At 65.8% G+C, this 16403-nt stretch carries 17 protein-coding genes and 1 tRNA gene; 10 read left to right on the top strand and 8 right to left on the bottom strand.

Annotation, left to right across the window (positions count from 1 at the left end; all coding sequences use genetic code 11):
* The first annotated feature begins 35 nt into the window (after nucleotides 1-35).
* The 3 genes from ACR64R_RS21820 to ACR64R_RS21830 are packed head-to-tail and all read left to right on the top strand — an operon-like array spanning nucleotide 36 to nucleotide 5786.
* The gene (locus tag ACR64R_RS21820; RefSeq protein WP_487358338.1) at nucleotides 36-1028 is read left to right on the top strand and encodes an ImuA family protein; all 993 of its coding nucleotides are present in this window, start codon (nucleotides 36-38) and stop codon (nucleotides 1026-1028) included.
* Nucleotides 970-2460 carry a DUF6504 family protein gene (locus tag ACR64R_RS21825; protein ID WP_487362514.1) on the top strand — a complete coding sequence of 497 codons (1491 nt, stop codon included), beginning with the start codon at nucleotides 970-972 and terminating at the stop codon, nucleotides 2458-2460. Before ACR64R_RS21820 ends, ACR64R_RS21825 begins: the two co-directional genes overlap by 59 nt.
* Nucleotides 2457-5786, top strand: coding sequence for an error-prone DNA polymerase (locus tag ACR64R_RS21830; RefSeq protein ID WP_487358339.1), 3330 nt, complete (start codon nucleotides 2457-2459; stop codon nucleotides 5784-5786). The genes ACR64R_RS21825 and ACR64R_RS21830 overlap by 4 nt, the downstream gene beginning before the upstream one ends.
* 157 nt (nucleotides 5787-5943) lie before the next feature.
* Here the strand turns inward: ACR64R_RS21830 and ACR64R_RS21835 are convergent, their stop codons facing one another.
* From ACR64R_RS21835 to ACR64R_RS21850, 4 genes are all read right to left on the bottom strand, one after another.
* Nucleotides 5944-6192 (bottom strand): Trm112 family protein, encoded by a 249-nt coding sequence (locus ACR64R_RS21835; RefSeq protein ID WP_487358340.1) that lies wholly within the window; start codon nucleotides 6190-6192, stop codon nucleotides 5944-5946.
* A gap of 170 nt (nucleotides 6193-6362) precedes the next feature.
* On the bottom strand, nucleotides 6363-7034 hold the full coding sequence (locus ACR64R_RS21840; protein ID WP_487358341.1) for an LON peptidase substrate-binding domain-containing protein: 672 nt from the start codon (nucleotides 7032-7034) through the stop codon (nucleotides 6363-6365).
* Nucleotides 7035-7289: 255 nt separating this feature from the next.
* Nucleotides 7290-8282 carry a thioredoxin gene (gene trxA / locus ACR64R_RS21845; protein ID WP_487358342.1) on the bottom strand — a complete coding sequence of 331 codons (993 nt, stop codon included), beginning with the start codon at nucleotides 8280-8282 and terminating at the stop codon, nucleotides 7290-7292.
* A gap of 103 nt (nucleotides 8283-8385) precedes the next feature.
* On the bottom strand, nucleotides 8386-8880 hold the full coding sequence (locus ACR64R_RS21850) for a prolyl-tRNA synthetase associated domain-containing protein (protein ID WP_487358343.1): 495 nt from the start codon (nucleotides 8878-8880) through the stop codon (nucleotides 8386-8388).
* Nucleotides 8881-9198: 318 nt separating this feature from the next.
* Here ACR64R_RS21850 and ACR64R_RS21855 point away from each other — a divergent pair.
* From ACR64R_RS21855 to ACR64R_RS21865, 3 genes are all read left to right on the top strand, one after another.
* Nucleotides 9199-9273, top strand: a tRNA-Gly gene (locus ACR64R_RS21855).
* 423 nt (nucleotides 9274-9696) lie between these two features.
* The gene (locus ACR64R_RS21860; protein ID WP_487358344.1) at nucleotides 9697-9966 is read left to right on the top strand and encodes a hypothetical protein; all 270 of its coding nucleotides are present in this window, start codon (nucleotides 9697-9699) and stop codon (nucleotides 9964-9966) included.
* A 62-nt stretch (nucleotides 9967-10028) separates the two neighbouring features.
* Complete coding sequence (locus ACR64R_RS21865) at nucleotides 10029-10226, top strand: hypothetical protein (protein WP_487358345.1); 198 nt, start codon at nucleotides 10029-10031, stop codon at nucleotides 10224-10226.
* Nucleotides 10227-10411: 185 nt separating this feature from the next.
* Here ACR64R_RS21865 and ACR64R_RS21870 read toward each other — a convergent pair whose 3' ends face one another.
* Together ACR64R_RS21870 and ACR64R_RS21875 are read right to left on the bottom strand one after the other, a co-directional pair.
* Nucleotides 10412-10708 carry an adenylate cyclase gene (locus ACR64R_RS21870; RefSeq protein WP_487358346.1) on the bottom strand — a complete coding sequence of 99 codons (297 nt, stop codon included), beginning with the start codon at nucleotides 10706-10708 and terminating at the stop codon, nucleotides 10412-10414.
* Nucleotides 10709-10972: 264 nt separating this feature from the next.
* Nucleotides 10973-11413, bottom strand: a complete 441-nt coding sequence (locus ACR64R_RS21875; RefSeq protein WP_487362515.1) for an Lrp/AsnC family transcriptional regulator — start codon at nucleotides 11411-11413, stop codon at nucleotides 10973-10975.
* 128 nt (nucleotides 11414-11541) lie between these two features.
* Here ACR64R_RS21875 and rocF point away from each other — a divergent pair, with 128 nt between their 5' ends.
* Nucleotides 11542-12474: an arginase gene (gene rocF / locus ACR64R_RS21880; RefSeq protein ID WP_487358347.1), complete on the top strand. Its 933-nt coding sequence runs from the start codon at nucleotides 11542-11544 to the stop codon at nucleotides 12472-12474.
* Between the two features lie 2 nt (nucleotides 12475-12476).
* Nucleotides 12477-13535 (top strand): ornithine cyclodeaminase, encoded by a 1059-nt coding sequence (locus tag ACR64R_RS21885; RefSeq protein ID WP_487358348.1) that lies wholly within the window; start codon nucleotides 12477-12479, stop codon nucleotides 13533-13535.
* A 113-nt stretch (nucleotides 13536-13648) separates the two neighbouring features.
* On the opposite strand, the gene ACR64R_RS21890 is transcribed toward ACR64R_RS21885, so the two are convergent.
* Nucleotides 13649-14671: a zinc-binding alcohol dehydrogenase family protein gene (locus ACR64R_RS21890; RefSeq protein WP_487358349.1), complete on the bottom strand. Its 1023-nt coding sequence runs from the start codon at nucleotides 14669-14671 to the stop codon at nucleotides 13649-13651.
* 92 nt (nucleotides 14672-14763) lie between these two features.
* Here ACR64R_RS21890 and ACR64R_RS21895 point away from each other — a divergent pair, with 92 nt between their 5' ends.
* Complete coding sequence (locus ACR64R_RS21895; protein ID WP_487358350.1) at nucleotides 14764-15168, top strand: winged helix-turn-helix transcriptional regulator; 405 nt, start codon at nucleotides 14764-14766, stop codon at nucleotides 15166-15168.
* On the opposite strand, the gene ACR64R_RS21900 is transcribed toward ACR64R_RS21895, so the two are convergent.
* Entirely contained in the window at nucleotides 15169-16170 is a 1002-nt protein-coding gene (locus ACR64R_RS21900) for a LacI family DNA-binding transcriptional regulator (protein ID WP_487358351.1), read from the bottom strand. It lies immediately after the preceding gene.
* Between ACR64R_RS21900 and ACR64R_RS21905 the strand changes: the two genes are divergently transcribed.
* The gene (locus ACR64R_RS21905; protein ID WP_487358352.1) at nucleotides 16141-16344 is read left to right on the top strand and encodes a hypothetical protein; all 204 of its coding nucleotides are present in this window, start codon (nucleotides 16141-16143) and stop codon (nucleotides 16342-16344) included. The genes ACR64R_RS21900 and ACR64R_RS21905 overlap by 30 nt on opposite strands.
* The last annotated feature ends 59 nt before the right edge of the window (nucleotides 16345-16403 follow it).

Consider the following 16403-nt stretch of genomic DNA (forward strand, 5'->3'; position numbering starts at 1 on the left):
CATAACAGGAACAACTGCTGCCGGAAGTGAACGTCATGGCGATGAGCGCCGTGGCGCGGGAAACTGTTTTTGCCCTGCGCCGCCAGATCGCGAAGATCGAGGGAACGCTGCCCGAGCGCCTGCAGGCGCCGGCGGGCGGGACGCCTGTCGATGCATCCGGCTCGGACATCACCATCATCCGGCGTGGCCTCGCCGTGGCCTCGCCGGACGCCTTCCTGCGCACCGGTATCGATCGGCTTGATGCAGCTCTTGGCGGGGGCCTGCCCAAGGCGGCGCTGAGCGAAATCCATGGCCTGGAGACCCGCGATGCCGGCGCGGTCGCCGGCTTCGCGCTTTCGCTCGTAAGCCTGATCCTCAAGGAGAAGCAGGGCCTGCCGATCCTCTGGGTCGGCACAACGGAAATCTTTCACGAGGCCGGCCTTCCCTATGCCAGGGGCCTGCACGCGCTGTTCGGCATGAAGCCGGAGCAATTGCTGTTTTCCGAGGCCCCGAAACTGCTCGATGCGCTGTGGATCGCCGAGGAGGCCGCCCGCATGACGGCCTTCGCCGCCGTCATCCTCGAGATCCGCGGCAGCCCCCCGCGGCTCGACCTCACCGCCACGCGCCGGCTGCACGCCCGAGCCCAGAATGCCGGCAGGCCAGTGCTTTTGCTGCGCCAGGCCGGCGAGGCCGATCCAACCGCCGCGCCCGTGCGCCTGATCGTTTCGGGGGCGCTCGCGTCAAACCGCGAAACGGTCGCCGGACCGCTCGCGGGCTCGATCGGCCGCCCTGCCTTCAAGATCGATATCGGCAAGAGCCGCACGGCCCTGCCCGGACAATTCACACTGGAGTGGAACCCAAATGAGCACGCTTTTGCAGAAAGAACAGAGAATTCTGTCGCTGTGGTTCCCGCATCTCAGCGCGGAGCGGATCCTGCGCCAGCGCCTGGGGCGGTCCTGGCGTTCCCGGCCGTCGCATCATTTGCCACTGGTGATCAGCCATCGCGACAACAACACCCAACGCATCGCGGCCCTCGACGAGCGGGCTGAGGCGCTGAAGCTGAAGCGCGGCATGGGCATTGCCGATGCCCGCGCCATGCATCCCTCGATCGATGTGGTCGAGGCCGACCCGGAGGCCGACCGTCGCCTGCTCGAAGGCCTTGCCGACTGGTGCGACCGCTACACGCCGCTGGTGGCGATCGACGCCGAGGATGGGCTGTTCCTCGACGTCACCGGCTGCACGCATCTGTTCGGCGGCGAGCGCGCCATGCAGGAGGAAATCCTCACCCGCTTCCTCCAGCAGGGTTTTGACGTCCGTGCCGGCCTCGCCTCCACGCCGGGCGCCGCCTGGGCGGCGGCGCGCTTCCATGGCGACCGTATCGTGGCCGGCGGCGAGGAGGAGGCGTTGCTTTCGCCGCTGCCGCTATCGGCACTGCGCATCGCGCCGGAGACCCGCGCCGGCCTGGAGAGCGTCGGCCTGCGCACCGCCGGCGCGGTGATGGCCGCGCCGCGCGCGCCGCTCGCCCGCCGCTTCGGCGCCACCCTGCTTTTACGCCTCGACCAGGCGCTCGGCCGCCTCGACGAGGCCGTGTCGCCGCGCCTCCCCGTCGCGCCGCTCTCGGTCGAGCGCCACCTTGCCGAACCGGTCATGCTCACCGACGACATCGAGCGGCTGGTGAGCCGGCTTGCCGTCGCCCTGAAGGCCGACCTCGAACGGCGCGGCGAGGGCGCAAGGACGCTGGCGCTGCTTCTCTTCCGCGTCGACGGCGCCGTCAGCCGCATCGCCGTCGGCACTTCGCGCCCGATGCGCGAGCCCCGGCTGATCCAAAGGCTGTTCCATGAGCGGCTCACCGCGCTGGAGCAGAGCATCGACGCCGGCTTCGGCTTCGATCTGGTGCGGCTGTCGGTGCTGTCGGTTGCCGCCTTCGACATGGTTCAGGGCGACCTGACCGGCGAGGCGGACGACGATGATGCCGACATAGCTCTCTTTGCCGACCGTGTCCGCGCCCGCCTCGGCGAGGCGGCCGTGCTGAAGCCCGTTATCGTCGAGAGCCATCTGCCGGAGCGCGCCGTCAAGAGCGTGCCTTTCGCCGAAGCGCCGCAAAGACGCGCGCCGTCGGCCGGCCGGGCGGCGCCACCCCGAACAGCGCCACCGGTGACCATCTACCCGCCGGAGCGGCCGGTGCGCCTGTTCCGCTCGCCCGAGCCGATCGAGGTGCCGGCGACCGAGATCCCGGAAGGGCCGCCGATGAATTTCCGCTGGCGCCGCGCGCTTTACCGCGTCGCCCGCGCCGAAGGGCCGGAGCGCATCGCCGCCGAATGGTGGCGGCAACTGCCCGGCGAGGAAGAGGCGCCGACCCGCGACTATTACCGCATCGAGGACAGCGAGGGACGCCGCTACTGGCTCTACCGCCAGGGTCTCTACAGCAGCGCCGCGCAGGCCGCGCCGCCGCGCTGGTTCATGCATGGGGTGTTCGCGTGAACGCGCTGACCGTCATCCCCTATGCCGAGTTCGGCATCAGCTCGAACTTCTCCTTCCTGCGCGGCGCCTCCAGGCCCGAGGAGCTGGTGGTCACGGCGAAATTCCACGGCTTTGCCTCGATCGGACTTGCCGACAGGAACACCGTCGCCGGCGTCGTGCGCGCCTGGCAGCAGGCCAAGGTGGAGAAGATGGCCTATCACCCGGGTTGCCGCCTGGTGTTCGGCGACGGCACGCCGGACATCCTCGCCTATCCCCGCGACCGCCAGGGCTGGGGCCATCTCTGCCGCATGCTGACCCAGGCGAATCTGCGCGACGAGAACGAGAAGGGCGCGACATTGCTCAAGCTCGACGACCTGCTCGAATGGGGCGATCGAATGTCACTGGCGATGCTGCCCGATCTATCGGCGGGCGCGGAAGATAATCTGACATTAATTAGCCGGCTCAGGGATCGCTTCGGCCCGACGCTCAGGCTGGCCGTGGCGCCGGACTATGCCGGCAATGACCGCTTCCGCGTCGAGCAGGCGGCGGCGATGGCCGAGCACGCCGGCGTCCCGCTGATGGCGACCAACGACGTGCTCTACCATGCCGCCGAGCGCCGCCCGCTGCAGGACGTGCTCACCGCGATCCGCCTCAACACGCCGGTTTCCGATGTCGGGCTGGAGCTGGCCGCCAATGCCGAGCGCCACCTGAAGCCGCCGCTGGAGATGGCGCGGCTTTTCCGCCGCCATCCGCAGGCGCTTGCCGAGACGCTGCGTTTCGCCGGCGAGCTCACCTTCTCGCTCAGCGACCTCGAATACAATTATCCGGACGAGCCGACCGAATCCGGGCTTGGACCGCAGGCCGAGCTCGAACGCCTTGCCCGCGAAGGCGCGGCAAGACGCTATCCGGCCGGCGTTCCCGATTATGTGCTGAAGCGCATCGGCAGCGAGCTCGCGCTGATCGAACGCCTGAACTACGCCCGCTATTTCCTGACCGTCCATGACATCGTCAAATTCGCCCGCGACAAGGGCATCCTCTGTCAGGGCCGTGGCTCGGCCGCCAATTCGATCATCTGCTTCTGCATCGGCATCACCGAAGTCGGCCCCGAGCGCATCGACACGCTGTTCGAGCGCTTCATCTCGGAGGAGCGCAACGAGCCGCCCGACATCGACGTCGATTTCGAGCATGAAAGGCGCGACGAGGTCATCGCCTACATCTACGAGAAATACAGCGCCAAGCGCACCGCCTTGGCCGCCGCCGTCATCAGCTATCGCGGCCGCTCGGCCTTGCGCGAGGTGGCCAAGGCCATGGGCCTGTCGGAAGATGTCCGCAGCGCGCTGTCCAGCACCATATGGGGCTGGTCGACCTCCGAGCTCGGCGAAAGGGAAGCCAATTCCGGCGGCCTCGACCGCACCGACCCGCTGTCGCGCCAGGTGCTGGAGCGCGCCAACGAGATCATGGGCTTTCCCCGCCACCTTTCCCAGCATGTCGGCGGCTTCGTCATCACCCGCGACCGGCTCGACGAGGTCGTGCCCATCGTCAAGACGGCGATGGAGGAACGCAAGATGGTCGAGTGGGACAAGGACGATCTCGACGCGGTCAAGATCCTCAAGGTCGACGTTCTGGCGCTCGGCATGCTGACCTGCCTGAAGCGTGCCTTCACCTTGCTCACCGATCATTATCCCCGGGCGCGGGATCCGTTCGGACGACCTTACGTGCTCGCGACCCTTCCCGAGGAGGACAAGGACGTTTACGCCATGATCCAGAGGGCCGACACGCTCGGCGTCTTCCAGATCGAGTCGCGCGCGCAGATGTCGATGCTGCCGCGTCTCAAGCCGGCAGATTTCTACGATCTCGTCATCGAGGTTGCGATCGTGCGCCCGGGCCCGATCCAGGGCGACATGGTGCACCCCTACCTGCGCCGTCGGCAGGGCAAGGAGGAAGTCAATTATCCCAGCCTGGAGCTCAAGAAGATTCTCGGCAGGACGCTGGGCGTGCCGCTGTTCCAGGAACAGGCGATGAAGATCGCCATCGTCGCCGGCGGCTTCCGGCCGGGCGAGGCCGACGAGCTGCGCCGCGCCATGGCGACCTTCAAGCGCACCGGCACGATCGGCAATTACCGCCAGCGCATGATAGACGGCATGGTCGGTAATGGTTACGACAGGGACTTCGCCGAACGCTGCTTCAAGCAGATCGAGGGTTTCGGCGAATACGGCTTTCCCGAAAGCCATGCCGCGTCCTTCGCGCTGCTGGTCTACGCCTCCTGCTGGTTCAAGACCTTCTATCCCGATGTCTTCTGCGCCGCGATCCTGAACGCGCAGCCGATGGGCTTTTACCAGCCGGCCCAACTCGTGCGCGACGCGCGCGACCATGGCGTCGATATATGCGAGGTCGACGTCAACCATTCCGTCTGGGACTGCACGCTGGAGCAATCCGCTTTCGATCCGTCCCGCATCCTCGAACGCCATGCCTCGATGCGCGGCGTGATCGGGACGGCGCATGCCGTCAGGCTCGGTTTCCGCCAGATCAAGGGCCTGTCCGAGGAGCGCATGGAAGTTCTCGTCGCACGGCGCGGCGACGGCTATCGGTCGGTCCGCGATGTCTGGCTGCGCTCTGGCCTCGATGTCGGTGAGATCGAGAAGCTGGCGCAGGCCGACGCCTTCCGCTCGATCGGCCTCGACCGTCGCTCAGCCCTCTGGGAGGTGCGGGCGCTCGACGGCAGGAGCGCCGCGGAGAAACTGCCGCTTTTCGACCGGCCCTCGCTCAGCCTGCGCGAGCTGGAACCGGAAACGAAACTGCCAAGAATGCCGCTCGGCGAGCATGTCGTTCACGACTACCGCGCCCTCGGCCTGTCGCTGAAGGAGCACCCGGTCGCCTTCCTGCGCGAAAGGCTGGATCGCGCCGGCGTCACCCCCAATGCGCGCTTGCCATCGGTGCGCGACGGCCGCCGTGTCTCCGTCGCCGGGCTGGTCCTGGTGCGTCAACGTCCCGGCAAGGGCAACGCGATCTTCCTCACGCTGGAGGATGAAAAATCGATCGCCAACGTCATCATCTGGCCCCGCGTCTTCGACCGCTTCCGCTCGGTGGTCATGGGCGCCCGCTTCATCCGCGTCACCGGCAAGCTGCAGCACGAATCGGACGTCATCCATATCGTCGCCGACCGGATCGAGGATTTGACTCCATGGCTCGGCGTGCTGCTGGAGTCCGCCAACCGCCCGGTCATCGAGCATAATCCAGCCGAACGGCCGAACTCCACTACAAGCCGCGGCCTACCGGCCCGCCAGGACATCGAAGCTCTATCGGGCGCCGCGCAACAGGTCATGCCCAAGGGGCGCAATTTTCAGTAGCGTCGTGTCCAGCACCACAGGGAACGTTTCAGGGGCAAGAAAGCGCCTTCATCATCGACCGGCGGAGCAAGGAGCGAAGCCCTGGAATGACGGCATAAGCAACGTTCCGCCAACCCCGACGGCCGCCCCCGATGGCGGCATGACAGCGCCGCTCGCTTTACGACTGCCCGCTAAGCCGCGGTGGCGGCGGGGCCAGCATGTCCTCGGCGGAAATCGTGCGCGCCTCCGAAGGCAGCATGATCGGGATGCCGTCGCGCACCGGATAGGCGAGCTTCGCCAGGCGCGAGACCAGCTCGCCGCGCTCGGGATTCCAAGTCAGCGGCCCCTTGGTCAGCGGGCAGGCCAGCAGCTCCAGCAGCTTCGGATCGACCTCGGCCTTCCGCCCGTCACGTCCGTAAGCAGGCATCGCACCTTTCCACTGTCTATCCCCTCACCCTTGAATGGCTTGAGACTCAGGTCGGGCCCGCTCCAAAATGGCGGCCTCCGACAACCGGCGGAGCGTACCTGAAGTCCGTGAGCAGCGAAAGCGCGGCAAGCCGCAATTGGCAGGCCGGGCTCACCTGAATATCAATGCACTTACTGGATGCTGGAGCCAAACTCGTCGCCCTCGCGCGCCAGCGTCATCTCGGTGATGGCGATCAGCGTTTCGGCGCGCGTCTTCAGGTCCGGCGCTTCCAGCAGCGCCTGCTTCTCGGCCGGTCCGTAGGGCGCCATCATCGACAGCGCGTTGACCAGCATGCCGTTCTCGGCGCGGCTGACGCTTTCCCAGTCGGCCTCGAGGTCGTTGGCCTGCAGATAGGCGCGAAACGCCTTGAGCAGCGCCGGCCGGTCGACTTCGGCGGCGGCCGGGTCTTCCTCGAGATCGGCGAGAAAAGGCGCGATCTTGCACTGCCGGAACGGCGCCTTCGCCGCGAGTTCCTGCACGACGCGGAACCGGCACACGCCCTGCAGCGAGATCAGGTAACGGCCGTCGCCCGTCTCGGCGAGCGAGATGATGCGCCCGGCGCAACCGACGCTGCACAGTTCCGGCTCGCCGTCATCGCGCAATGCGCCGTCGAGGCTGGGTTGGATCATGCCGATCAGCCGTGAGCCGGCCATCGCCTGGTCGATCATCTGCAGATAGCGCGGCTCGAAGATGTTGAGCGGCATGCGACCACCGGGCAGAAGCAGCGCCCCGGCAAGCGGAAAGATCGGTATCGCCGACGGCAGATCCTTGGCGAGCCGATAGAGGGCGTTACCGACGCGCACCGCAATCCTCCAAAAGCCACGCCGGCAAGCGCATCACCCTGCAATCTCCTCTCGCACCGGCAAATCCTTATCCGGCTGGCGGCGAACCATGAGCCCGCCCTTATCTGGCGCTGGCGCTCCGCTACTCAAGCCTTCCGGCAGCGACAGCCGGCAAAAAATTCATGGCAATCCCGGATCGGGCACGCCAGTAGCCGTCCGTAACTGCGCAAACCCACCGTAGAGCGTTTCGACGATCCTGTGAAACGCCGGGCATCTCTACGAGAACAGTAGCGACGAAAGCTTACGGCGAGCCGCCAGCGTCGCCTCGTCGGTCATCCCCCAGGCCTCGAACAGCTTCAAGAGCTGCGCCCTGGCGCCGTCGTCGTTCCAGGTCCGGTCGGCCTTGATGATCGCCAGCAGATTGTCGGCTGCCGCATTGCGCTCGCCGCGCGCGTTCTGGATCATTGCCAGGTCGAAGCGCGCCTGATGGTCGGCCGGATTGGCGGCGAGCCGCCGCTCGAACTCCGCCGGATTGCCGAGCGCGGCCGCTTCGGCCGCCAGCGTCATCTTGGCGCGCAGCGCGGCGAGTGCGGGCGCATCCTTCTTGTCTTCCGGCGCCCGGGCCAGAACGCCCTCGGCGCCTTCCGCGTCGCCGGCATCGAATAGGATCTCGCCCAGGCCCGCGATCGCCTCGAGCGTCTCGGGCGCCTGCTCCAGAATGGCATCATAGATGTCGGCCGCGGTCTGGACGTCGCCCGCCGTGCGCGCCTCGGCCGCCGCGGCAAGCGCGTCCGCGATCTGGGGCGCGCCGCCGCCCTTCCCGCCCACCTTCTGGATGAACTGGGCGATCTGGCTTTCGGGAACAGCACCCATGAAGCCGTCGACGGGCTGGCCGTCCTTGAAGGCGATGACCGCGGGGATGGACTGGATGCCGAGCTGGCCGGCGATCGAGGGATGATCGTCGATGTTCATCTTGACCAGCTTGACCTTGCCGCCGGCCGCCTGCACCGCCTTTTCGAGCTGCGGAGTCAGCTGCTTGCAAGGCCCGCACCATGGTGCCCAAAAGTCGACCAGTACCGGCTGGCGGCGCGATTCCTGGATGACGTCGGCGGCGAAGGTGGCGGTGGTGGTGTCCTTGATCAGGTCGGCGGCCGCCGGCGCCTCGCCCAGCGAAACCTTGGCGCGGTCGCCGCCGCCATATTGCACCGTCTGGGCATACTGGCCCCCATTACCGCCAAACGCGCCGCTGTAAGGATTGTTGTCACTCATCGTGTCGCCCTCTCGGTCGCGCCCTGAGCGTTGGGGCCCGGCGCGTCATTGTCGAATTTCGCAAACCGCCCTCCATGTGGCGATCGGCCCCTGCTTTTCAAGGTCATGAGACTTTCAGGATAACAGGATCGTGGCCGGTTGCCTCGACGAATCTGATCAGATCGGCGGCGGCGATCGAGGTCGTCGCCTCGTTGGTCAGCGGATGACCGTTGATGACGTCGTGGCTCATCAACGCCTGGTCGAGCACCACCTTGACCTTCCCTTCCCTGTCGTTGATCAGGCCGAAGACGGTGACCGCCCCGGGGATGACGCCGAGCAGCTCCATAAGCATCTCGGGCTTGCCGAAGGACACCCGGCTGGCGGCGCCGATGAGGTGGTGGATCTGCTTCAGGTCGACCACTGCCTCCTCGCCGACGGTGACGAGGAAATAATTGTCCTTTTTGTCCTTGAGGAACAGGTTCTTGGTGTGGCCGCCGGGGATCTCGCCCCGTAGCGCCTGCGAATCGGCGACCGTGAACAGTGGCGGATGCCGCACCGTCGTGACGGAAATGCCGAGATCGGCAAGGAACGCATTGAGCTCGGCTTCGGTCTTGGGCATCGGTCCTCGCATCGTCCGGCAGGGTCATGCCGTTTACGGCCAACAATGCCGCGGGGGCAAGGCCGTGTGGGCCTCTAAGGGAAAAGCAGGAAGCGTTTTCCGCGGGGAGCTGCGGAGAAACGCAGCGCAGTTCCGGATGAGGCTGGTGGATTTTCGCGCGGAAATTACGATCGGCGCCGTTTCGGGCCGCGCCATCCCACGCTTGCGCAATGGAGTTGGTCAGGTGAGGAACGCCTCCAAAAAAGACCGTCATTTCCCTGTTGCAATCGCCGCGCTCTTCGGCCATATAGGCGCGGCTTGCGGCCCAAGGCCGCGCGAGCGGGTGTAGCTCAGGGGTAGAGCACAACCTTGCCAAGGTTGGGGTCGGGCGTTCGAATCGCCTCACCCGCTCCAGTTTCCTCATCGAGGATCAAGCAAACGAAAAGCCGCGGACCGCCGCGGCTTTTTCGCGTTTAGGGCTCGCAGGCGAGGCCCCCCGGAACCCGGAATTGCGCCTGAGCGTCGGCGAGGGCCGCCAGCGCCTCCCGTCACGGACTTCCTGCAAACGGGATCAAGCACAGGGATCTCACGATATTTTTCCCGGGCAGGTAGCGTTCGCCATCCGAAAATATCAGCCGCCCATCCGACTTGGGTCGCATGCCGAAGGGACTGTAGAGCCCCTGTTGTCGGGCGACCAGCAACTATATGTTCAGTAAAAGTGCTGGAACTAATCCGGCCGGGCAGTCTCGCGGGCACCAGTCCCGTAGGTCGTTACGTTGGGGCATAGCTAAAAACGCCATGAGGTTCACAGCCTTACAGGACCCGTGCGGGCAATGGATGGTCTACGATCTGCGCTCCGGTTGCCCGGCGCAGATACCGGACACGGTGCTGATCGGCCTGACGCGCACGCAGGCGGAAGAGCTCGCCACCCAGGCGAATGAACTGGTCTCGGCTCGGCGGCCGGCGGTCCTTTCTCGATATTCCAGCCTTTTATCGATATTTTACTGGCCCCCGCCGGAACAATCCGACTCTATTTCGACTTCTCTGCGTGTCGTGGAAGCGCGCTGCAGTGCCGGGGCGAACAAATGGGCAAAAACAAAGACTTAGGGCGGCTCGGCGATTCTGTGCGCACTGGGCCCGCTCTAACCACGCTCAAACAAGGAGCGTCAATGAGGTTCGCAGCGATGCAGGATCCGTGCGACGACTGGCTTGTGTATGATCTGGTTCTCGACATCCCGGCGGAGATGGACGGCCGGCCGCTGATCGGGCTGATGCGCGGCGAGGCCGAGCACCTTGCCGACCTAGCCAATGCCGGGCTTGGCGGGCAGACCGTCAGTTTACCGGTCCCGTTCGCCAGCGTCGCCTGACGGTACTGCCAGGGAACCTATATGGGGGACGGCTCCCATGGCGGCCACTATCCGAACGGCTGAAGATATTCGTTCTTCCTAAGGCGGTTGCCGGTGTGATCGAGCCTTCCTCGGCTTCACACCGGCGCTGCGGCGTGCCCACTATGCCGCCCACACTACCGGCCGCTTCGGCCAATGCCCGGCGTCTAATGATTGTGGGACTGCTGGAACCCGGCCACGTCATATTGCGATACGCTCTTCGAGTTCTTCGAATTCTGCGGCTGGGTGCCCGCGTAATGCGTTCCGGCATTGCCGTCCGGGTTGAAGGCAGAACCCGGAGCGGAGGCGGCATGGCCCGGCGTGGCATCCCCTGTCTGAGGCGTGCCGATGGTTTGGCTCGGCTGACCTGTCGTACCAGTTACCGTGTGGACGTTCGCGGTCAAGGCTATGCCGGTGGAAGCCATGAACAAGCTGGCTGCTATCGGAGTGAGAAGATGTTTCATCGTATTCTCCTAAAAGCACTGAGGTGTCAGGAGGGGCTCTCGGGTCTTTGGGAGCACCCGGCGAGTTCAATGCATGGCGCCCAACGCCGCGCAGCGGTTGTGGAAGGGCGATATGCATCAAAACAGGCCTAAGGCGCATCGAGCGAATCCCTTTCGGCGCGACGCGCTTTAGACATGTCGTAAACGCCTTTCGGGCCATCGGCCGTCCCGGGGCTCGCGAAGCTGTGATGTGACAAAGGGCTCGCTGGCCCGCCGGTTGCGCGACTACCCCAGCCTTGCCCGCGTCGTCCGCGGCGTCGCGAGCAGCAGGCTCGTCTCGCTGCCCGTTATGCCCGGTATCAGCCGGATACGTCGCAGCACTGCGTCGAAATCGGTGAGCGTGGTGGTGCCGAGTTCCACCACAAGGTCCCAGCGGCCGTTGGTGGTGTGGATGGTCGAAACCTCGGGAAAACCGCCGAGCGCCCGGATGACGCGGTCCGCGGCATGGCCCTCGATCTCGATCATCATGACGCCCCGAATGCGTTGATCGACCGCGTCGGCTCGCAGCACCACCGTATAGCCGATGATCTCGCCGGATCTCTCCAGCCGCTCCATGCGCGCCCTGACCGTGGCGCGCGAGACGCCGAGATCGACGGCGAGGTCGGAGACGCTGCGCCGCGCATCGTGTCTCAGAAGCGTCACCAGCCTTTCGTCGAGCGCATCCATGATTGCCATTTCGGTCAAATTGCTTGCCGGAATGATAAATCATTGTTCTCGAAATGCCAATTTCACCTGTTCAAACCGCCAGCGCCTGATGATCTAATCCGGCCAGTCAATCGCGAGGGCGGAGAAACATGCGCTGCAGGATCGTCGGCGCGCCGGTGCAGGACGGCGCGGGCAGGATGGGATGCGAGATGGGGCCGAGCGCGCTGCGCACGGCGGGCCTCGCCTCGGTGCTTTCGGTACTCGGCCACGAGGTCGAGGACTGGGGGGCGGTCGAGAAGGCAGTGGCGCGGCCCGTGATCCACGGCAACCTTGCGCTGAAGGCGCTGCCGGAGATTTCAGCCTGGACGGCGGCGATCGCCGAGACCGCCTACGCGGCTTCCAGGGACGCCATGCCGATCTTCCTCGGCGGCGACCATTCGATCTCCGCCGGCACGGTCTCGGGCGTGGCGCGCCGCGCCGCCGAGCGCCGCCGGCCGCTCTTCGTGCTGTGGCTCGACGCGCATCCCGATTTTCACACGCTCGACACCACCACCAGCGGCAACCTGCACGGCGTGCCGCTCGCCTATGCCAGCGGGCAGGCGGGTTTTCAGGGTTATTTCCCGGACCTGCAGCAAGCGGTCGACCCGGCCCGAATCTGCGCCATCGGCCTGCGCAGTGTCGACCCGGCCGAACGCCGGGCGCTCGCGCAAGCCGGCGTCACCGTGCATGACATGCGCGCCATCGACGAGCACGGCATCGCGCCCTTGCTGCGCGCCTTCCTGGCCCGCGTCGAGAAGGAGAACGGCCTGCTTCATGTCAGCTTCGACGTCGATTTCCTCGACCCCTCTATCGCGCCGGCCGTCGGCACCACCGTGCCCGGCGGCGCCACATTCCGCGAGGCGCATCTGGTGATGGAGATGCTCTCCGACAGCGGCCTGGTGTCCAGCCTCGACCTGGTCGAATTGAACCCGTTCCTCGACGAGCGCGGCCGCACCGCGACGCTCATGGTCGACCTCACCGCCAGCCTGATGGGCCGCCGCATCATGGACCGCCCGACCCGCAGCCACTCCGGAAGCCTCTGATCATGACCCAGCCGTCCCGCCTTGCCATCGTCCCCTTCGTCAGCGTCGACCGCATGATGAAGCTGGTGCTCGCCATTGGCGTCGAGCGTTTCCTGACCGAGCTTGCCGCTTACATCGAGGAGGATTTCCGCCGCTGGGAGCTTTTCGACAAGACGCCGCGCATCGCCTCGCACAGCCATGACGGCGTCATCGAGCTGATGCCGACCAGCGATGGCAAGATGTACGGCTTCAAATATGTCAACGGCCACCCGAAGAACATGCGCGAGGGTCGCCAGACGGTCACCGCCTTCGGCGTGCTCGCCGATGTCGGCTCCGGCTATCCGATGCTCTTGACCGAGATGACCATACTGACGGCGCTGCGCACCGCCGCCACCTCCGCGCTCGCCGCCAGATATCTGGCGCCCAAGGGCGCGCGCGCCATGGCCATCATCGGCAACGGCGCCCAGTCCGAGTTCCAGGCCATCGCCTTCAAGGCGCTGCTCGGCATTGACCGGCTGCGGCTCTACGACATCGATCGCTCGGCTTCCGAAAAATGCGCCCGCAACCTGGCGGCCAAGGGTTTCGACATCACCATCTGCGCGACAGGGCAGGATGCGGTGGAAGGCGTCGACATCATCACCACGGTGACGGCCGACAAGCAGTACGCCACGATCCTGACGGACAACATGGTCGGCTCCGGCGTCCATATCAACGCCGTCGGCGGCGACTGCCCCGGCAAGACCGAGCTGCATCGCGACATCCTCTTGCGCTCCGACATCTTCGTCGAGTTCCCGCCGCAGACACGCATCGAGGGCGAGATCCAGCAGCTCGCCGCCGACCATCCGGTGACCGAGTTGTGGCAGGTGATGACCGGAAAGGCCGAGGGCCGCAGGACGGCCAAGCAGATCACGCTGTTCGATTCCGTCGGCTTTGCCACGGAAGATTTTTCCGCGCTGCGCTATGTCCGCGACCAGCTCCAGGCCACCGGCCTCTACGAGGAGCTCGACCTGCTCGCCGACCCCGACGAGCCGCGCGACCTGTTCGGCATGCTGGAGAGGGCGGCAATGCAGCCGGCTGCTTGAGCGGGCCGCGATCCCCGGCCTTCGGGTCCTGAGTCACATAGTCGTTCGAGACATGCGTCGGAAAGCCGAAGCAGGAGGGATCGACTTCCGCGAAATCGTCGTGGCCTGCTCGGTCATCTTTCGGCAAAGCCTTCGACCACGATCTTGCCTCGGGTGGTGCCGCTTTCCAGAAGGCCATGTGCGATCTTCAGATTTGCCGCGTTGATCGGCGATAGGCGCCGGGTCAACGTCGTCCTCAGCCGGCCCTCGTCGACCAGGCGCGACACCTCCTTGAGCAGTCTGCCTTGTTCGGCCATATCGGGCGTGCCGAAGATCGAGCGGGTGAACATCAGCTCGTGATGGATCGACACCGACTTGCGCTTGAACAGCATGACGTCGAACGCGCCGGGATCGTCGATCAGGCCGAACCGGCCCTGTGGCGCGATCAGCTCCGCGATCTCCTTGACGTGCTGCCCGGTCTGCGTTGTCGAGAAGACGAAGGCGGGTGCGCCGAGGCCAAGCGCGGCGACCTCCGCCGCCAGCGGCTTCAGATGGTCGACCACATAGTGTGCGCCGAGTTGCTCGACCCATTCACGCGTCTCTGGCCGCGAGGCGGTGGCGATGACGGTCAGATCGGTCAGTTGGCGAGCGATCTGGGTGGCGATCGAACCGACCCCGCCCGCGCCGCCGACGATGAGGATCGCGGGAGCCGCGCCTGGCACAGCCTTCTTCACGTCCAGCCGCTCGAACAGCGCTTCCCAGGCGGTGATCGCCGTCAGGGGCAACGCTGCCGCTTCAGCCCAGTCCAGCGTCCGCGGCTTCGGGCCGACGATACGCTCATCGACGAGATGAAGCTCGGCATTGCTGCCGGGCCGGGAGATCGAGCCGGCGTAGAAGACTTGGTCACCCGGCCTGAACAGCGTCACGTACTTGCCAACGGCCCGGACGATGCCCGACGCGTCCCAGCCGAGGACTTTCCAGTCCGTCCCTTGCGGCGGCGTGCTGCGGCGGACCTTGTAATCCACGGGATTGACCGAGACGGCCTTCACCTCGACCAGGATGTCATGTCCTTCGGGCGAGGGCTCGGGCAGATCGATATCGACCAGCGAGGTGTCGTCGGTGATCGGTGACGGATTCTGATAGCCAATTGCGCGCATCGGTGGATCTCCTTGTCGCAGGCATCACTAGCGCATATGATTGAACTGCGTAATATGCATAAAAGATGCAGTTAGTATCGAAAGGATACCAGTTGGCGAAGCCCCGGCATTCCCGGTTCGACTGCAACCCAGGCTGCGCCGTGGAAGCCGCGATCAGCCTCATCGATGGCAAATGGAAGTCCGTGATCCTGCACCACCTGCTGGCCGGCACCGCGCGCTTCAATGAAATTCGCCGGCTTGTTCCCGGCCTGACGCCGCGCATGCTCACCAACCAGCTGCGCGATCTGGAGATCGACGGGCTGGTGACGCGCACCGTCTATGCCCAAGTACCGCCAAAAGTCGAATACAGCGTTTCCGAATTGGGGCGCAGCCTCGAACCGATCATTCACGCCCTGAGGGTCTGGGGCACCGACCACATGGACCTGTTTCAGCGCCGGGAGCCATCCGCGACGTCGCAGGTGACACCGCTTGAGCATCGGCCACCTGGGCTGTCCTGATTATCCGCGCCACGCCGCGCAGCTTTCCCGCTCGACAAGCACCGGCGCCAGCACCTCGCGCCTTGACGGCGCTTCCGGCTCGCCGAGGCGCTCCAGCAGCAGGCTCACCGCGCGCGTGCCGATCTTTTCCACCGGCTGCGCGATCGTCGTCAGCGGCGGCCAGGTGGTGACGGCATAGGGGATGTCGTCGAAGCCGACCATCGAGATGTCGTCGGGAACCCGCAAGCCGCGCGACCGCAGCGCCGTGACCGCGCCCATCGCCATCAGGTCGTTGCAGGCGAACACCGCCGTAATGTCCGGTGCCTGCGCCATCAATTGCTCCATCGCCAGGCGGCCGCCGGCGAAATGATAATCGGAATCGACGATCGACGAGGGCGGCAGTTCGAGGCCTGCTTCCCCCAGCGCGCGCACGAATCCGTGCAGGCGGGCCGGACTGGAGCTCGAATCGCGCGGGCCGCCGATGACGCCGATCTTCCGGTGGCCTAACCGGGCCAGGTATTTTCCGGCGAGATAGCCGCCATGCTCGTGGTCGACCAGCACCGAATCGACATTGACCGACTGGATCTCGCGGTCGAGCAGCACCGCCGGCACGCTGGGCAGGAGGCGGGTGAACACCCGAGCATGGTCGGACGAGCCGGCGAAGATCAGCCCGTCGATCTGCTTGGCCATCAGCACCGAGAGATAACGCTCCTCCTTCTCGGCATTGCCGTCGGAGTTGCACAGGATCACCGTGTATCCGGCAACGAAGCCGGCGTCCTCGATCTGCCGCGCGACGCTGGCGAAGAACGGATTGGAATTGTCGGGTAGAAGCAGGCCGATGGTCTTGGTCTCGCCGCGCCGCAGGCTCCGCGCCACGGAGTTCGGGCTGTAGCGCAGCGCCTTGATCGCGGCGCGCACGCGCTCGGCCGTTTCCGGCTCGACATGCCGCGTATGGTTCATCACATGCGAAACGGTTGCGACGGACACCCCCGCATGGCGCGCGACGTCGGCAATCGTCGTCATGGCACTGTTTCCCCAGGCAATCCCTGGAGCATGACGCTGAAAGGCGTGAAGCAGGACGGCATCATGCTCTGCCTCTTCGACCCCGGCCTCTTCAGCAACAACCTCTGGCGGTACGCGTCCACGATAACCGCGAGCACGATGGCAAGGCCGGCGGCGGGTTTGAAATTGTCATAGCCGCCGGACAGCTGCGGTCCGCACGACGGACTGGCTCCGCCCGCGATGCCGGCGGGTTC

The sequence above is a fragment of the Mesorhizobium sp. MC2-1-1 genome (genome assembly GCF_057597255.1).